Source organism: Streptomyces pinistramenti (assembly GCF_020564935.1).
Taxonomy (GTDB): domain Bacteria; phylum Actinomycetota; class Actinomycetes; order Streptomycetales; family Streptomycetaceae; genus Streptomyces; species Streptomyces pinistramenti.
Genome location: NZ_JAJCXB010000055.1, coordinates 1 through 16,384 on the forward strand (window position 1 = coordinate 1; position 16,384 = coordinate 16,384).

11 protein-coding genes and 1 pseudogene are annotated in these 16,384 nt (G+C 73.7%); 6 read left to right on the forward strand and 6 right to left on the reverse strand.

The features are described 5' to 3' along the window. Window positions 1-33 precede the first annotated feature (33 nt). Together LIU39_RS28055 and LIU39_RS28060 are read right to left on the reverse strand one after the other, a co-directional pair. Window positions 34-1,362 carry a zf-HC2 domain-containing protein gene (locus LIU39_RS28055; protein ID WP_227049737.1) on the reverse strand — a complete coding sequence of 443 codons (1,329 nt, stop codon included), beginning with the start codon at window positions 1,360-1,362 and terminating at the stop codon, window positions 34-36. Window positions 1,363-1,715: 353 nt separating this feature from the next. Further along, a pseudogene (locus LIU39_RS28060) lies at window positions 1,716-2,288 on the reverse strand (sigma-70 family RNA polymerase sigma factor); the annotation flags it as partial. A 435-nt stretch (window positions 2,289-2,723) separates the two neighbouring features. Here LIU39_RS28060 and LIU39_RS28065 point away from each other — a divergent pair. Then, window positions 2,724-3,098 carry an STAS domain-containing protein gene (locus LIU39_RS28065; protein ID WP_227049709.1) on the forward strand — a complete coding sequence of 125 codons (375 nt, stop codon included), beginning with the start codon at window positions 2,724-2,726 and terminating at the stop codon, window positions 3,096-3,098. Between the two features lie 26 nt (window positions 3,099-3,124). On the opposite strand, the gene LIU39_RS28070 is transcribed toward LIU39_RS28065, so the two are convergent. From LIU39_RS28070 to LIU39_RS28080, 3 genes are all read right to left on the reverse strand, one after another. Beyond that, window positions 3,125-4,357, reverse strand: coding sequence for a sensor histidine kinase (locus LIU39_RS28070; protein WP_227049738.1), 1,233 nt, complete (start codon window positions 4,355-4,357; stop codon window positions 3,125-3,127). Between the two features lie 2 nt (window positions 4,358-4,359). Further along, a complete protein-coding gene (locus tag LIU39_RS28075) occupies window positions 4,360-5,022 on the reverse strand; it encodes a response regulator (protein WP_227049710.1) in 663 nt (220 codons plus the stop codon). Between the two features lie 302 nt (window positions 5,023-5,324). After that, window positions 5,325-6,485, reverse strand: coding sequence for a hypothetical protein (locus tag LIU39_RS28080; protein WP_227049711.1), 1,161 nt, complete (start codon window positions 6,483-6,485; stop codon window positions 5,325-5,327). 332 nt (window positions 6,486-6,817) lie between these two features. Between LIU39_RS28080 and LIU39_RS28085 the strand changes: the two genes are divergently transcribed. The 4 genes from LIU39_RS28085 to LIU39_RS28100 all read left to right on the forward strand — a co-directional run bounded on the left by LIU39_RS28085 (window position 6,818) and on the right by LIU39_RS28100 (window position 13,412). Further along, on the forward strand, window positions 6,818-8,845 hold the full coding sequence (locus LIU39_RS28085; protein ID WP_227049712.1) for a serine/threonine-protein kinase: 2,028 nt from the start codon (window positions 6,818-6,820) through the stop codon (window positions 8,843-8,845). A gap of 30 nt (window positions 8,846-8,875) precedes the next feature. Further along, window positions 8,876-9,622 carry a hypothetical protein gene (locus LIU39_RS28090; RefSeq protein WP_227049713.1) on the forward strand — a complete coding sequence of 249 codons (747 nt, stop codon included), beginning with the start codon at window positions 8,876-8,878 and terminating at the stop codon, window positions 9,620-9,622. A gap of 170 nt (window positions 9,623-9,792) precedes the next feature. After that, on the forward strand, window positions 9,793-11,490 hold the full coding sequence (locus tag LIU39_RS28095; RefSeq protein WP_227049714.1) for a succinic semialdehyde dehydrogenase: 1,698 nt from the start codon (window positions 9,793-9,795) through the stop codon (window positions 11,488-11,490). 53 nt (window positions 11,491-11,543) lie between these two features. Next, window positions 11,544-13,412 (forward strand): GMC family oxidoreductase N-terminal domain-containing protein, encoded by a 1,869-nt coding sequence (locus LIU39_RS28100; protein ID WP_372464072.1) that lies wholly within the window; start codon window positions 11,544-11,546, stop codon window positions 13,410-13,412. A gap of 701 nt (window positions 13,413-14,113) precedes the next feature. On the opposite strand, the gene LIU39_RS28105 is transcribed toward LIU39_RS28100, so the two are convergent. Continuing rightward, window positions 14,114-14,437 carry a chorismate mutase gene (locus LIU39_RS28105; protein ID WP_227049715.1) on the reverse strand — a complete coding sequence of 108 codons (324 nt, stop codon included), beginning with the start codon at window positions 14,435-14,437 and terminating at the stop codon, window positions 14,114-14,116. Window positions 14,438-14,690: 253 nt separating this feature from the next. Between LIU39_RS28105 and guaA the strand changes: the two genes are divergently transcribed. Then, window positions 14,691-16,277, forward strand: coding sequence for a glutamine-hydrolyzing GMP synthase (gene guaA, locus LIU39_RS28110; RefSeq protein WP_227049716.1), 1,587 nt, complete (start codon window positions 14,691-14,693; stop codon window positions 16,275-16,277). The last annotated feature ends 107 nt before the right edge of the window (window positions 16,278-16,384 follow it).

Here is a 16,384-nt window from a genome sequence, read left to right on the forward strand (position 1 = left end):
GGCCCGGCGGGACGGCAGACGGCCCCGGGCGGTTCAGAGCCGGGACAGGGACGCGGTCGCGAAGAGCACGTCCCGGATGGCCTCGCGCTCGCCGTGCTGGCCCGCCGCGGCCTCCTCCGGAGAGATGTGCCCCGCCGCCAGTTGGCAGAACTCGGCGCCGTCCAGTGCGATATGGGCGACGGTGCGGTCCGGCGTGCCCAGCGCTGCGGGGGAGTCCAGCGCTATGTACCAGTGCCCGCCGCCGTCACCCTCGACCTCCAGATGGAGCGTGCGGCCCGGGGCGCCCGCCTCGACCAGCCGCTGCGGCGGCGCCGCGAGACCGGCGCGCCGGCGGTCGGCCAGCGCGCTGGGCAGCAGCCGGGCCGCGAGATCGACGAGGTCGTGCAGGTGCCCGGCGGCCGGGACGCGGTACGGATAGTCCACCGCCTCCGCGATGTCGCCCGCGTGCACCCAGCACTCGAAGGCCCGGTCCAGGAACGCGTCCCGCAGCGGGAGCCCGAACTCGCCGTAGGAGACGGCCAGTTCGCTCGTCCTGCGGCCGGCGAAGGACGCCGTTCTGATCAGGGCGTGGCTCTGCTCGCGCCAGGGTTCGCGGGTGTCCTGCGGGGCGGGGTGCCCGTCCACCGTCCGCCAGAAGGCGTGGGTGCGGTCGGTGGGCCCCACCCGGCCCGGAGAGACGGCGGCGCCGAGCGGGTCGGCGAGACCGAGCGCCGTGGCGACCAGGCCGTCGACCGCCATCAGATGCCCGATCACCCCGGCGACCGTGGTCTTACGGTTCACCGGCCGTTCGCCGTCGAACCAGCGCAGCCGCACCGGCGCCCGCCACTCGGCCTCGCCCATGTCCCGCAGCAGCGCGTCGAGTTTGGCGGTCTCCGCGTCGTACGGAGCCGCCCACTCGGGGACGGGTATACGGGCCGGGCGGCGGCCCAGGCAGCCTTCCAGGACCCGCGAGCGCAGCAGCGGATCGAGGTCGAGGTTGTCGGCGGGATGCAGCAGGCCGACGGCGTTGCGCAGCCGCAGTGCCTCGTCGGCGCAGGAGGCGCAGTCCGTGAGGTGCGCCTCGACCGCCGTGGTCTCCTCGGTCGAGCATGCGGCCAGCGCCCAGGCCCCGAGCAGTGATTTCAGTACCCGGTGCGGCAATTCGGACTCCACGGGCGCAGTGTCGGCCTCTCGCGGGTGCCCGGCCCCGGCCGCATCGGTCTGCGGGCGGGCGGCATCACCGGGCGGCCGGGGGGTGTCGCCCTGCGGTCCGGCGGTCCCGGGCTGCGCCGCCGCTTCGGGGGCCCCGGGAGCGGGGCCGGACGGGGGCGGCAGGTCGGGCAGCGGGCCGTGGTCCTCGGCGGCCGTGCGGGGTGCCGGTATCCGCGGCCGGGCGGCAGGACCCGGTGCGCCGCGGCCACCGGACGGGTACGGGCCGTCGCCGGGGCGGCCCGGTGTGCCGGGCCACTGCGGGGCGTGCGTCTCGCGGCCGCCGTGCGTCTCGTGGTCATCGCCGGTGTCCCGGGCGTCCTCGCGCGCCTCGCCTGGATGCGTACGGTCCGATTCCTCCTGGCCGTAGCCGTCGCACTCCTCCGGGCCGTTCACAGTGACCGTCCAGGGCCTGAGCCGGGCGGCGGGGTGCTGCCGGGACCGGGGTGCGGTGCCGTGCGGGGCGGGCACGGGGTGGCGTGGGGGTGCGGCGGCCGGGACGGGCGGGACGACGGTGCGGGCAGGGCGGCGCGCGGCGGTCCCGGCGGGAGTGCCTGGTGGTTGTGGGCCGTCGACAGCAGCTGCAGGCCGAGCCGGAGCCTGCGCCGCGCCTCGTCCTCCGTGACGCCGAGATCGGCCGCGGTCTGGCGGTAGTTACGGCGCTGGAAGTAGGCCAGCTCCAGGGCGTCGCGCAGCGGCGCGGGCATGGACGTGACGATGTAGTCGGCGCGGGCGGCCGTGGAGGCTTCGCGGATCTTCTGCTCTATCTCTGCTGGTTCGGGGGCGTCGGCGCCGCCGCCACGGGCCGTCTCGGCCTCGGCCTGGCGCAGCCGGAGTACGGCCTGGTGCTGGGTGAGCGTGGCGACCCAGGAGCGCAGCGAGCCCTGCTTGGGGTCGTAGGAGTCGGGGTTCTCCCAGATGTAGCCGAAGACCTCGCGGGTGATGCGGTCGGCGGCGTCCTCGTCGGCCAGGACGCGGTGGGCGAGGCTGTGCACCAGAGAGGCGAAGCGGTCGTACAGCTCGCCCAGCGCGGCCGCCTCACCGCGAGCGAGCCGCTGTTGCATCCGCTTGTCCCAGCGCGGCGGTGCGTCCTTTCCCATCGGACCCCCTCCCTGTCGGTCACCGCTGTTGCCGCCGTCACACGGCCGACTCCGCACCCGCGGGGTCAGCCGTGCCCCGGCCGTGCCATCGAATGTAGTCCGAGGGTCCGACAACGCATGCTCCTTTACGGCAAACCCCTCCGGTGGGCGGGCGCTGATGGTAAGGGAGTCGTCACTTTGCGGTGGTAATGCCCGTTCCTGGGAGATCGATGCGGATCGTTCCTGTCGCAATTGAGCAATGCGTTATCCGGGTGTGACCGAATTCTGGCAAAGGGCGACCTGGCCCTGGGCATAGCCTTATGGGAGATCGGCCCAGTGCGCCCAGCATCCGCGGTGTTTCAGGGGAGAGAGGCCGGGCAGTCGAGCCGGGGAAGGGTGAGTTCCGGGTATCTCCGGGGGCATCCGGTCCGAAAGCGAGCGAAAGGCTTCGAGCGCGTGTCGTTGAAGGTCGCAGAAGACGAACAGGGCCGGTGGGCCGTACTCCAGGTGTCCGGCGAAATGGACCTGGTCACCTCGCCCGCGGTGCGCCAGCACGTGCACGACGCGGTGGCCGACGGCCGGCGCAGTCTCGTGCTCGACCTCTCCGACGTGCGGTTCTGCGACTCCAGCGGGGTCGGCGTACTGATCGCCGCGCGCCGCCTGATGCGGTCGTGCCAGGGCCGGCTGCGGCTGATCCTCCCCGCCCAGGGTGCCGTCGACGGCTCCCACGTCAACCGCGTGCTCGCGGCGCTCGGCGTCCGCCGGCTCTTCGAGGTCTACCCCGACCTGCACACCGCCGTGGACGAGGCCGCCGCGCCGCTCTCCGCCTGACCCGCCCGGACACCCCGCCGCCGGATTCACCCCGTCCCGTACGGGAATTCCGCCCGTACGACGAAGCCGCCATCGGACGTGTGCCGCGTCTCCAGCGTCCCGCCGAGGCTCTGGGCCCGTTCGCGCAGCCCCACCAGGCCGTGCCCGCCCCCGGGCAGCGCGGGCGCCGTCGCCTTCTCGTCCGGCGGCCCGTTACGGATCTCCACCCGCAGACCGCCCGGCCCCGGATCGCCCGCCGTATCCGCCTCCACCGGGCCCGCGTCCTCCACCGGGTCCACCCGCACCCGCACCCGCGCCCCCGGCGCGTGCTTGCGGACGTTCGTCAGCGCCTCCTGGACCGTACGGAACGCCGCCCGCTCCACGGTCTTCGCGCCGCGCGCACCACCCGAACCCGCCACCACACCGCCCTCGTACGTCACCTCAAGCCCGCTCATCTCGATCAGCCGCGGCAGTTCGGCCAGATCGGGCTGCGGCGCCGGCCCGCCGGACTCCTCCGTACCGCCGGCCGCCCGCAGCACCCCTACCATGTGCCGCAGCTCCTCCAGGGTGCGCACGGACAGTTCCCGTATCGTCCTGGCGCCCGCGCGGGCCGCCTCGTCGCCGGTGCTGACCTGCACGGCGCCCGCCTGGAGGCTGATCAGGCTGACCTGGTGGGCCACCACGTCGTGCATCTCACGGGCCAGTCTGGCGCGTTCGGTGGCCTGTACCCGGTCGGCCAGCAGCCGGTCCTCGCGGCGCAGGCTGCGGGTCAGGTCTTCGACGCGTACGGCCAGCTCACGGCGGGTGCGGACCAGCAGCCCCAGCGCGATCGGCGCCGCGCAGGTGACACAGGCGTCGATCAGCACCAGCGTGTTCTCGCGGTACGCGGTCGGTTCGAGGTCCGACATCGGATACGGGAAGAAGTGCGCCGCGATCAGCAGCGCCGCGCACACGCCGAGCCGCGCCCGGCCCGGCCGTCGCGCGGCGAGCGTGTAGAGCGCGATCATCGGCGCGAACCAGATGTAGCCGATGTAGAGCCCGGGGAGCGTGAAGAGGAAAACCAGCAGCGGGAAGCGGCGGCGCAGCAGCAGCGCGGTGGCGGCGACCAGCGACACGGCCAGTTCCAGGAGGAGTTCGAGACCGTTGACGAGCAGCGCATCGACGACGGCGAGCAGCACCGGGACCGCCACCGGGCCGGCCCGCCGCAGCCACCGCCCCGCGCGGCCGGTGCCGAGTATCCGCGGCCAGGGCGCGGCCTCCGGAGCCCCCGGGCCGGCCATCGTCAGCACGTCCCTCGGGGTATCCCGGAGACCAGCCCGGCACGGTCGGCGACGATCGCGGCCTGGATGCGGTTGATCCCGCCCAACTTCGCCAGCAGTGCACGGACATGGTCCTTGACGGTGCTGGACGCCAGCCCGATCCGGTCCGCGATCTGGGCGTTGCCGAGCCCCTCGCCGAGCAGCGCGAGCACCTCCGACTCCCGTGGCGTCAGGCCGCGTACGGCCTGCGCGGCGGCCGCCTGGTCCTCGGCCGTCAGATAGCCGCCGATCACCGCCCGGGTGACACCGGGGTCCAGCACGCTGCCGCCCGCCGCCAGAGTGCGCACGGCGCGTACGAGCTGCTCCGGGTCGGAGTCCTTGAGCAGGAAACCGGCCGCACCCTCGCGCAGCGCCGCGGTCAGGTACTCCTGGGCGTCGAAGGTGGTCAGCATCGCGACGGCCGGCGGTGCATCGGCCGCGCGCAGCCGGCGCAGCACGGTCAGGCCGTCCACGTCCGGCATCCGGATGTCGAGCAGGACGACATCGGCCCCGCTGCTGCGCACCGTCCCGACGGCGTCGGCGCCGCTGCAGTCCGCGACCATCTCGATGTCCGGGGCGGTCCCCAGAATCATCCGCAGCCCGGACCTGACGAGCCGCTCATCGTCCACCACAGCGACACGGATCACCGGCCGCCCCCTTCTCATCGCACCGTTCCGGGGCGAGCGGAGCCACCCTGCCCCGCCCGCCTCCGCCCGCCTCCCGGGGCCGGCCCGCCCTCCGGCGGCCCCGCACCCCCGCCGACCGGCGGGGGTGCGCCCGCGACCTGCGGACGATGCCCCCCGGTGACACTCACGGGCAGAGTGCCTCTCATGCTGCACCACTGACGAGGCCACAAGCCCCCTACGCGTTGCAGTTCACAGTGACGGCCGCCGCGACCCCCACACGCGACGGCCGTCACTGGCGTGTGCGCACGGGGCCGGCGGGCCGCTCACCGGCTGCCGAAGCGCCCCGTGGCCGCGGCCCGGAGCGCCTCGCCCCGGGCGCCGCCGTACGGCCCGCACCGCCCGGTGGACAGCACCACCACCGACGTCATCGCCGCCAGGCCGTACGCCGTCGTCGCCAGCGACAGCGCGCCCGTCGTCGTCTCCAGCGACCGGTTGAAGAAATCCGTCACCGCCAGCCCCACCACGTCCCGCACCGTCAGATAGAGCTGCACCGCGGCGAACAGCAGCAGGGCGCCCCGCACATCCCGGCGTCCCCGGTAGGCGAGCGCCCCGAGCACCAGCAGGGCGAGCACCGTGCCCGGGGTGGTGAACTCGATGGTGGCGGCGATGTGCAGGGCGCCGAAGGCCGAGGCGTCGACCGTTCCGCGCAGATACCGGCCCGGTTCCGTGGTGGGCGGCAGCAGGCCCTGCACCAGCCACGCCAGCTGGGCGAGCCCCAGCACCAGGAACAGCACGCCGCAGATCCGCGAAGGCCGACGCCGCCACATGCCGGGGCCCTCGTCCGTGACCGGCCCGAGGCCGTCGTCCGATCCGGGGCCCCCGTCCACGTAGTCGCAGACGGGCGGCGGGGCGTCGGCGGGGCGTCCGCGGCGCCCGCCTGCCGGGAGCAGCGCGCCCAGGACGACCAGCGCCGTCAGCAGGCCGATACCGCGGGTCGCCAGCAGCCAGCCGCCGAGCGGATCGGAGCCGCACTGGTGGCGGTAGTCGGCGTCGAACAGGCCCACACCCTCACGCAACGCGATTGCCAGCAGCACGAACGCGAGCAGCATCGCGGCGGACCTGGCCATCCGCCGCTGGGCCAGCATGAGCCCGGCGACGGCCAGGAACGCGACGGCGAGCGCCCATTCGTACGGGCCGAGCATCGGCACCTGGCCGGCCCCGCGCGGGTTGAACAGCTCCTCGACGAAATCCCAGACGCTGCCGTCCCCTTGGACGAAGTCGCTCAGTGTCCAGGCCGTCAGCGTGAGGCCGTACAGGGCCAGGCTCAGGCCGGCCGCGAGATAGCCGCCGCGGTGTTCGGGGGCCGCGCGTCCCGCGTCGGGCCCCGGGCGGACGTCCACCGCACCACCGTCCTGCATCACCATGACCGCGACCCCCGCTCTGCCCGCACCGGCCGGGTACCGGACCGTCCCGTACCGCAGCATCACTGTGTCAAGGACGGTAGGAGTGGCGGTGGAGGTTCCCTCCCGTGTGTCGTCCGCGACCGGAACGGGACACAAGCGGGACGGCGGTGGGACGCGAGCGGGGCGCGGCGGGACGTGAACGGGACGCCGCAGGGCGGGAAGTGGGAGGCAGCGGCGCGGAAACGGAACGGAAGGGGACGGGCTCGGAACGGTGGCGGGAGGGCGCGGAACGGCGCTGGGACGGGAGTGGAACGGTGGTGGGGCGCGAGCGGGACGGGGAACGGGTGCGGGGTGCGGGTGCGGGGTGCGGCCAACCCGGGTCACGGCAGGAGCTGGTGGGGCAAGATGGCTGTATGGGGAGCTTCGGGGGTGAGGGCCGGCTGATCGCGGGCCGCTACCGCCTGGCCCAGCGGCTGGGGCGCGGCGGCATGGGCACGGTGTGGCGCGCGGCCGATGAACTGCTCGGCCGTCAAGTGGCCGTGAAAGAGCTGCACTTGGACGACGGGGTGAGCGATCCGGAGGCGCAGGTGCAGCGGGACCGGGCGATGCGCGAGGCCCGTACGGTCGCCGGGATCAAGCACCCCAACGTGGTGGTCGTGCACGACGTCGTCGAGCAGGACGGCCGGCCGTGGATCGTCATGGAGCTGGTGGAAGGCCCCTCGCTGGCCGACCGGCTGTCCGCAGGCGGGCCCGTGGCGCCGCGCGAGGCGGCCAGGATCGGCGTCGCCCTGCTGGGCGCGCTGCGCACCGCCCACTCCCGCGGCGTGCTGCACCGCGACGTCAAACCCGCCAACGTCCTGGTGGAGTCCGGCACCGGACGGATCGTGCTCACCGACTTCGGCATCGCCCAGGTGCCCGGGGTGACGACGCTGACCGAGGCGGGCGGCTTCGTCGGCTCGCCGGAATACACCGCACCCGAGCGGATGGCGGGCCACGGCACGGGCCCCGAAGCGGACCTGTGGTCGCTCGGCGTCCTGCTGTGCGCCGCCCTCAGCGGCGAATCCCCGTTCCGCCGCGACTCGTTGGGCGGCGTCCTGCACGCCGTCGTCCACGACGAGATCGACATCCCCGAGGCGGCCCGCCCGCTGCTCGCCGTCGTCCGCGGCCTGCTGGAACGCGACCCCGCACAGCGCCTCGACGCAGCCGAGACCGACCGCCTGCTCCGCGGCTACCTGCACTCGGGCCGGGCCCCGGAACGCGGACATGGCCACGGCCACGGCCACGGCCTCGGGGTTTTATGGGGGCACGGCCCCGGCACCCCAGGCCCGGGAGCGGCCGCCGCGGCGAGCGCGAGCCCACCGGGCGGACCCGGAAATCCCGGCGGCCCCCATGGCGGGGCCACCTCCGGCCGAAGCTCCGATGACGACGACGCCCCGGCCCCGGCCACCTCCCCCGGCCCGGCCGGCACGCACCCCGACGCCCCGGCCGCAGGCCCCGGCTCGCACAGCCCGTTGCACGACGGCCCGTACGACAGCCTGCCGAGCGGCCATCCGCCCAGCGAGGAAACGCCGAGCGGCCGCACCCCGGCGAGTGCCCGCCCCCTGGTGGGCGGCCCGCCCTTCACCCCGCCCCCGCCCGGCCACGCACCCCCGGGCAGCACCCCGCCGGACGGCGAGTACGCCACCCGCCGCCGCGCCCTCTCCAGGCGCTCCGGAGGCCGAACAGGGCGCCGCGCACCAGGAGTTCCGCTCCCCGGCACCCTCGCCGACCGCGCGCTGGCCGCCGCGGCCCGCCCGCACACCGGCCGTACCCGCACCGTCCTGCTCGTGGCGCTCGCGGCGGTCGTGCTCTTCGGTTCGGTGACCGGCATCGTCGCCCTCCTCGTGAACATCGACGACGCCGGGCACTCCCCGTCGGCGCCCGGCACCCGCCCGGCATCGACCCCCGGCGGCCCGCCCCGCCCCACCGTCAGGGCGCCCGATGGCTACAGCATCGTCAGCGACCCGCAGGGTTTCGCCCTCGCCGTACCCGAAGGCTTCACCCGCTCCTACGAGAAGCCGCGGGTCTCCTACTGCTCCGCCGGACGACGCTTCCGGCTCGGCATCCAGGCCCGGAAGCAGAAGGCGGACGGCCCGCTCGGACAGCTGCGGACCGCCGACGCGCACGGCCCCGCCCACTACCCCGGCTACCGCGCGGGCGAGGTCACCGAGACCACGCACAACGGATTCCCCGCCGCACTCTGGGAGTTCGTCTGGGACGGCGGCCCGAAGGACGGCGGTCCGCGGCACACCTACGACCTCAGCTGGGACGAGGACGGCAAAATGTACGACGTCTCGATCTCCGCCCCGGTCGGCCAACGCGCCGCGGCCAAACGTCACTTCGACACCGCGATCGACACCTTCCAACGCCTCGCCCCGGGCGGCGGCAGCGGGCGGCGCTGAGCCGTCATCCGGGGCTGGCATGATGCGGCCATGACGCATTCGGGGGAGGGGAGCAGGCCGGGCCGCCACGGCCGCCGCACCCGCCTGACCCGCCGTGGACGCCTCGTCGTGGCGGCCCTGGGCGGCATGGTGGCGGCGGCCGCGGCGGGGGCGCTGCTCGGGCTCGCGGGCCCGTTCGCGGCGCAGCCACGGCAGGCCGCCCCCGGGACCTCGCACCGGCCGGCGCCGCCCACCGGTACCGAAACCGGCCCCGGCACGCCGACTCCGGACGCCCCGATGGTCCTCGACTGGAAGGTCCGCCACGAGCGGAAGCTGAAGGCGCGGCTGGCCGTCCCGACCGCGTACCGCACCGTCGTGCACGACGACCAGGACGCCGTCTACCGCCGCCGCGGCAGCCGGATCGTCGAGTACGTCGTGCCGGGCGAGGACACCAACCGGCTGCGCCTGACCTCGTACGCGGCGCGCCCGCGGCGGCTCTCCGCGTGGGCGGCACGGCATACCGCGAAGCTGAAGGGCTACTGGCCGGACGCAGAGGTGCACGCCGCCAGGACCCGGTTCCACGGCCATGGAGCGGTGCTGCTGGACACCACGTACACCTCCGATTCGCAGAGCCGCACCAAGACCCGGCGGCGGCAACTGCTCATCGCCACCCGGGGTGGCTCCTACGACCTGTACGTGGAGATGCCGAAGAGGGCGGTGGCCGAACGCGACGGCCTCGCGGTGTTCCGTGGCGCGCGCGAGAGCCTGCGCCTCGACGGGGTGCGCACGGCCCGCTGATCCGCCGTCGGCGTGCGCCTCCCGCCGCTTCCTGACCGCCGCCGATCCGGCCGGTATCGTCGCTGACGAGGGGCGATGTGGCCAGCAAACGCTGGCGCGAACTGCCCCGTGGGCCAAAACCTGTTACCGCCGGGTACACAAAGTGCCCGGGGAGGAATACCCTCGCCGACATGACGGACTCGCAGGACACCGGAACAGCCGCATCCCCCGCCGCCGAAACGCCCGCCGACGCCCCCGGAGCCTCCATAGCCACGGCGCCCGCCGAGCCCCCGGTGGCGCCTGCCGACGGCAACCCGGTCATGCCCGCCGCGCCCGGCACCCGTACCGCGGCCGACGTGGTCACCCCCGAGGTGGCGGCCCGCCTCACCCGTGGTGTGGTCGGCAGCGGCCGCACCGCCAACCACGCGCCGTTCACCGGCGAGAAGCTGGCGGACCTGCCCGAGTCCACGCCCGAGGACGTCGCCACCGCCTTCGAGCGGGCCCGCGCCGCGCAGGAGCGCTGGGCGAAGGTCCCGGTCAAGCAGCGGGCCGCGGTCCTGCTCCGCTTCCACGACCTGGTGCTGCGCCGCCAGGCCGAGGTCCTCGACCTCATCCAGCTGGAGACCGGCAAGGCCAGGCTGCACGCCCACGAAGAGGTGCAGGCCGTCGCCGTCGCCGCCCGTCACTACGGACGCAAGGGCCCCGCCTACCTCAGGCCCAAGGGCCACACCGGCGTCGTGCCGACCCTGACCAAGGTCACCGAACTCCGCCAGCCCCGCGGAGTGGTGGGCCAGATCGCCCCGTGGAACTACCCGTTCGAACTGTCCGTCGGCGATGCCCTGCCGGCCTTCGTCGCGGGCAACGCGCTGGTCATGAAGCCCGACACGGAGACCGCGCTGACCGCGCTGTGGGCCCGTGAGCAGCTGATCGAGGCCGGGCTTCCGGAGGACGTCTGGCAGGTCGTGATCGGCGAGGGCCCGGTCGTCGGCCCCGCCGTCGTCCAGCACGCCGACTACGTCTCCTTCACCGGCTCGACCCGCACCGGACGCGAGGTCGCCCAGGGCGCGGCGGCCCGGCTCGTCGGCGTCTCGCTCGAACTCGGCGGCAAGAACGCCATGGTGGTGCTGCACGACGCCGACGTGGAGAAGGCCGCGTCCGGAGCCGTCCGCGGCTGCTACTCCTCCGCGGGCCAGCTGTGCATCGCCATCGAGCGGCTCTACGTCCACGAGTCCGTCGCCGATGACTTCGTCCAGCGCTTCGCCGCCCGCACCAAGGCCATGCGGCTCGGCAACTCCCTTGCCTACGGCGCCGACATGGGCTCGCTGGCCGGCGCCCGCCAGCTGGCGGCCGTCAGCCGGCACGTCGACGATGCCGTCGCCAAGGGCGCCGAAGTGGTCGCGGGCGGGCGCGCGCGCCCCGACATCGGCCCCTACTTCTACGAGCCGACCATCCTCGACGGCGTCCAGGCCCCGATGTCGGTCTGCGCCGAGGAGACCTTCGGCCCCGTCGTCTCCCTCTACCGCTTCAGCGACGAGGACGAAGCGGTCGCCCTCGCCAACGCCACGCCCTACGGCCTGAACGCGAGCGTCTGGACCAAGGACGGCCGCCGCGGCCGCGCCCTCGCCGCCCGGCTGCGCACCGGCACGGTCAACGTCAACGAGTCCTACGCCGCCGGGTACGGCAGCGCCCAGTCGCCGATGGGCGGCATGGGCGAATCGGGCCTCGGCCGCCGCCACGGTTCGGAGGGCATCCTCAAGTACACCGAGGCGCAGACCGTCGCCCACCAGCGGCTGATGCCGCTCGCCCCGTCCTTCGGCATGACCGACGAGAAGTACGCCCGGTTCATGAACCGCAGCCTGCGCGCGATGAAGGCTTTCCGGCTGCGCTGACCGGCGGCGCCGAGAGGCCGGGGACCGAGCCCACCGAGAACTCAGGAGAGCCAGTGCCGCAGGAGAACTCTGCCCGAAACCAGGCCCCGGAGCAGCGAAGGGACCACGACGAGAACCGCGCCTACGACTACGACGTCCTGATCGTCGGCTCCGGCTTCGGCGGTGCGGTCTCCGCCCTGCGGCTGTCCGAAAAGGGCTACCGCGTCGGCGTGCTCGAAGCCGGCCGCCGCTTCACCCGGCAGACGCTGCCGAAGAACTCCTGGGACCTCCGCAACTACCTGTGGGCGCCGGCCCTCGGCTGCTACGGCATCCAGCGCGTCCATCTGCTCGGCAACGTCATGGTCCTCGCGGGCGCCGGCGTCGGCGGCGGCTCCCTCAACTACGCCAACACCCTCTACGTGCCCCCGCAAGCCTTCTTCGACGACCCGCAGTGGGGCCACATCACCGACTGGCACGCGGAGTTGACGCCCTACTACGACCAGGCCAGGCGCATGCTGGGAGTCCGGCTCAACCCGACGATGACGCCGTCCGACATCCACCTCAAGGCCGCCGCCGAGAAGATGGGCGTCGGCGACTCCTTCCACCGCGCGCCGGTCGGCGTCTTCTTCGGCGACGGACGGGACGCCGTCGCCGGGGACGAGCAGAACGGGAGCGCGAAGGCGGCGCCGGGCGGCGAGGTCCCCGACCCGTACTTCGGCGGCAGGGGCCCGGCCCGTACGGCGTGCACGGAGTGCGGCGAGTGCATGACCGGCTGCCGGCACGGCGCCAAGAACACCCTCAACGAGAACTACCTCCACCTCGCCGAGCAGGCCGGCGCCGTCATCCACCCGATGACCTCGGTCGTCACCGTCACCGATGACTCCCGTGGCGGCTTCGCCCTCGCCACCCTCCCCACCGACAACAAGCGCAAGGGCAGGGCCCGCACCTTCACCGCCCGCAAGGTCGTCATCGCCGCCGGTACCTACGGCACCCAGACGCTGCTGCACAGGATGAAGGACAGCGGACTGCTGTCCGGCATCTCGGCGAAGCTCGGCGAGCTGACCCGCACCAACTCCGAGGCGCTGGTGGGCGCGCAGACCAGCGACCGGCGCTACCGCAAGAAGTACGGCACCAAGGCCGACTTCACCCGCGGCGTCGCCATCACCTCGTCGATCCACCCCAACGCCAACACCCATATCGAACCGGTGCGTTACGGCAAGGGCTCCAACGCGATGGGGTCCATGTCGATCCTCCAGGTACCGCTCGCCGCCCGCCGCGGCAGGCGCGCCCTGGCCTGGGCGAGGCGGTGCGCGCGGCACCCGGTCCAGCTGGCCCGCTCGGTCTCCAACCACCGCTGGTCCGAGAAGACCATCATCGGCCTCGTCATGCAGTCGCTCGACAACTCCCTGACGACGTACCGGAAACCGGGCGGCGTGGGCAAGGGCCTGCTCACCGCCCGGCAGGGCCACGGCGCACCCAACCCCGAGCAGATCCCGGAGGCGTACGAAGCGGCCACGGTCATCGCCGGCGAGATCAACGGTTTCCCCGGCAGCAACGTCGGCGAGCTGATGGGCACCCCGCTGACCGCGCACTTCCTGGGCGGCTGCCCGATCGGCGAGGACGCGGCACACGGCGTCATCGACCCTTACCACCGCCTCTACGGGTACCCGGGCATCTCGGTCGTCGACGGCGCCGCGGTCTCCGCCAACCTGGGCGTCAACCCGTCCCTGACGATCACGGCGCAGGCCGAGCGCGCGATGTCGTTCTGGCCGAACAAGGGCGAGACGGACCCACGGCCGCCCCAGGGAGCGGCATACCAGCGGCTCACCCCGGTCCGGCCGGTCAGCCCCGCCGTCCCCCAGGAGGCATTCGGCGCGCTGAACCTGCCGTTCCTGCCCGTACCTGCGGTCCCGCCCAAGGACGAGCCGACGAGCGGATCCTGACCCGGCCCTCGTCGTGCCCCGGACAGAGCGAAGGGCCCCGGTACGCCGTCCGCGAGGGGGGGGTGCGGACGGCCACGGGGCCCTTGGCTTTCGGTGCCGGCGTCAGGGCAGCGCCGGCACCGAGGGGCGGCGCTGGGGGGGGGGTAGCGCCGCTGGCTTGGGGTGCGCGTCGCACTCGTACGAAGCGCGCGGGTCGAGCAGGGTGTGCGGGACGAGTCGACGGGGCCAGTGGTGGAGCCCATGGCAGTGGCGATGCCCACACCGGACGGGCTGGATGCTTCGTCAAGCATCGTGCTGGATGCGCCTCGTGCGGCGCAACCGTTTCGACGGATGCGGTCGGTCCCGGGCGTCCCCAGGACCGACCACCCCATCGGATGCGACCGGGCTGCTGTCCCCTGCTGACCGGTCACAGCACCGGGGCGAGGTCCCACGACGCGTGCCGCGGCAAGCGGCCGGCGTCTCATCGCTCCGGCAGTCCGCCCGTGGGGCGGCGTCTACGCGTAGTCCTGCAGGCCGCGCCTGGCTGGCGTGGCACCGGGAACAACGAAGCCGTTCAGCGGCCGGTCACGCGCCGTACGGGTGAGAGGCCACCCGAACTCAGATCCGGCCGCTGCGCCCGGCGCGTGCGGCCGCTGCGCGCCCCGCCGCCGCGCTGTTCCGCCGCCCCCGCGAGGACCGTCCCAGGGGCGGTGCGAGGACGGTCAGATCTGTCCGCGGGACAGCTCCAGGAGCGTCATCGCCAGCGCGGTGCCGGGCTTGCCCAGCTGGCCGCGGTAGTGGTCGAGGATCTCCATCTCGCGGGAGAGGCTCACCCGGCGCCCGCCGGACTCGATGCGCTCGCGCTGGATGACGGCCGATACGGCCATCCGTTCCTGCACGAGGCCGATGATCCGGCCGTCGAGGTCGTCGATCCGGCCGCGGGCGTCGGTGATCACGCCGACCGCCTCGGGGGTGCGGGCGCCGGTCTCGGCCGCCGGGACGACGGTGCCGGGGGTGGTGGTGACGGTGCCGATGTCCGTGCTCATTGCGTATCTCCTGGGGTGTGCGGACCCCGGAGCCGATCGCCGGCCCGGACAACGCAGGCGCCCCGGGCCTGGTCGGCCCGGGGCGCCTGGGAAGTCGCTTGTCAGTGGTGGATCAAGCAGCACGTCCATGGCAGCCGGCCGGGCCGGTGCCATAGGTAAAGACGAAGGTCAGCTGCTTGGACATGGCGCTCAGTATGAGCCCGTTAGAATCGAAAGTCCAACCCCTGCTCCACACCGCCGGAAGGCCGCCGAAGTGCCATCAGCACCCCCTGCCGCCGCCCCGGACGTCGTCCTCGTAGTCGACTTCGGCGCGCAGTACGCCCAGCTCATCGCCCGCCGCGTCCGCGAGGCCCGGGTCTACAGCGAGGTCGTCCCGTCCACCATGCCGGTGGCCGAGATGCTCGCGAAGAACCCCGCGGCGATCATCCTCTCCGGCGGCCCCTCGTCGGTCTACGCCGAAGGCGCCCCCAGCGTCGACCGTGCCCTGTTCGAGGCCGGTGTCCCGGTCTTCGGCATGTGCTATGGCTTCCAGCTGATGGCCACCACCCTCGGCGGCACCGTCGACAACACCGGCGCACGCGAGTACGGCGGCACCCCGCTGACCGTCTCCCGCCCCGCCTCCACCCTCTTCGAGGGCACCCCCGCCGAGCAGTCGGTGTGGATGTCGCACGGCGACGCCTGCTCCGCCGCCCCCGAGGGCTTCTCCGTCACCGCGTCCACGGACGTCGTGCCGGTCGCCGCCTTCGAGAACGACGAGAAGAAGCTCTACGGCGTCCAGTACCACCCCGAGGTCATGCACTCCACGCACGGCCAGCAGGTCCTGGAGCACTTCCTCTACCGCGGCGCCGGCATCGAGCCGAACTGGACCACCCGCAGCGTCGTCGAGGAGCAGGTCGCCGCGATCCGTGCGCAGGTCGGCACCAAGCGGGCGATCTGCGGGCTGTCCGGCGGCGTGGACTCCGCGGTCGCCGCCGCCCTCGTGCAGAAGGCCATCGGCGACCAGCTGACCTGCGTCTACGTCGACCACGGGCTGATGCGCAAGGGGGAGTCCGAGCAGGTCGAGAAGGACTTCGTGGCCGCGACCGGCGTGCAGCTGAAGGTCGTCGACGCCGAGGCCCGCTTCCTGTCCGCGCTCGCCGGGGTCAGCGAACCCGAGGAGAAGCGGAAGATCATCGGGCGCGAGTTCATCCGCGTCTTCGAGCAGGCCCAGGCCGAGCTGGTCGCCGAGGCCGGTGCCGAGGGCGAGGAAGTCGCGTTCCTGGTCCAGGGCACGCTCTACCCGGACATCGTCGAGTCCGGCGGCGGCACGGGCACCGCGAACATCAAGTCGCACCACAACGTCGGCGGCCTGCCGGACGACATCGAGTTCGAGCTGGTCGAGCCGCTGCGGCAGCTCTTCAAGGACGAGGTGCGGATGGTCGGCTCCGAGCTGGGGCTGCCCGACGCCATCGTCCAGCGCCAGCCGTTCCCCGGCCCCGGCCTGGGCATCCGGATCGTCGGCGAGGTCACCAAGGAGCGGCTCGACCTGCTGCGCGAGGCCGACGCCATCGCCCGCGATGAGCTGACCGCGGCCGGTCTCGACCGCGAGATCTGGCAGTGCCCCGTCGTGCTGCTCGCCGACGTCCGCTCGGTCGGCGTCCAGGGCGACGGCCGCACCTACGGCCACCCGATCGTGCTGCGCCCGGTCTCGTCCGAGGACGCGATGACCGCGGACTGGACGCGGATGCCGTACGACGTGCTGGCGCGGATCTCCACCCGCATCACCAACGAGGTCGCCGACGTCAACCGCGTCGTCCTCGACGTCACGAGCAAGCCGCCGGGCACCATCGAGTGGGAGTGACCCGCTGAACCGGCCCGCCGATCCGCCGGTCCTCCCCACAGCCTGACGCCGACGCCGTCGCTCTTCCCGGAGCGGCGGCGTCGGTGCGTTCGGAGGGAAGAGCGACG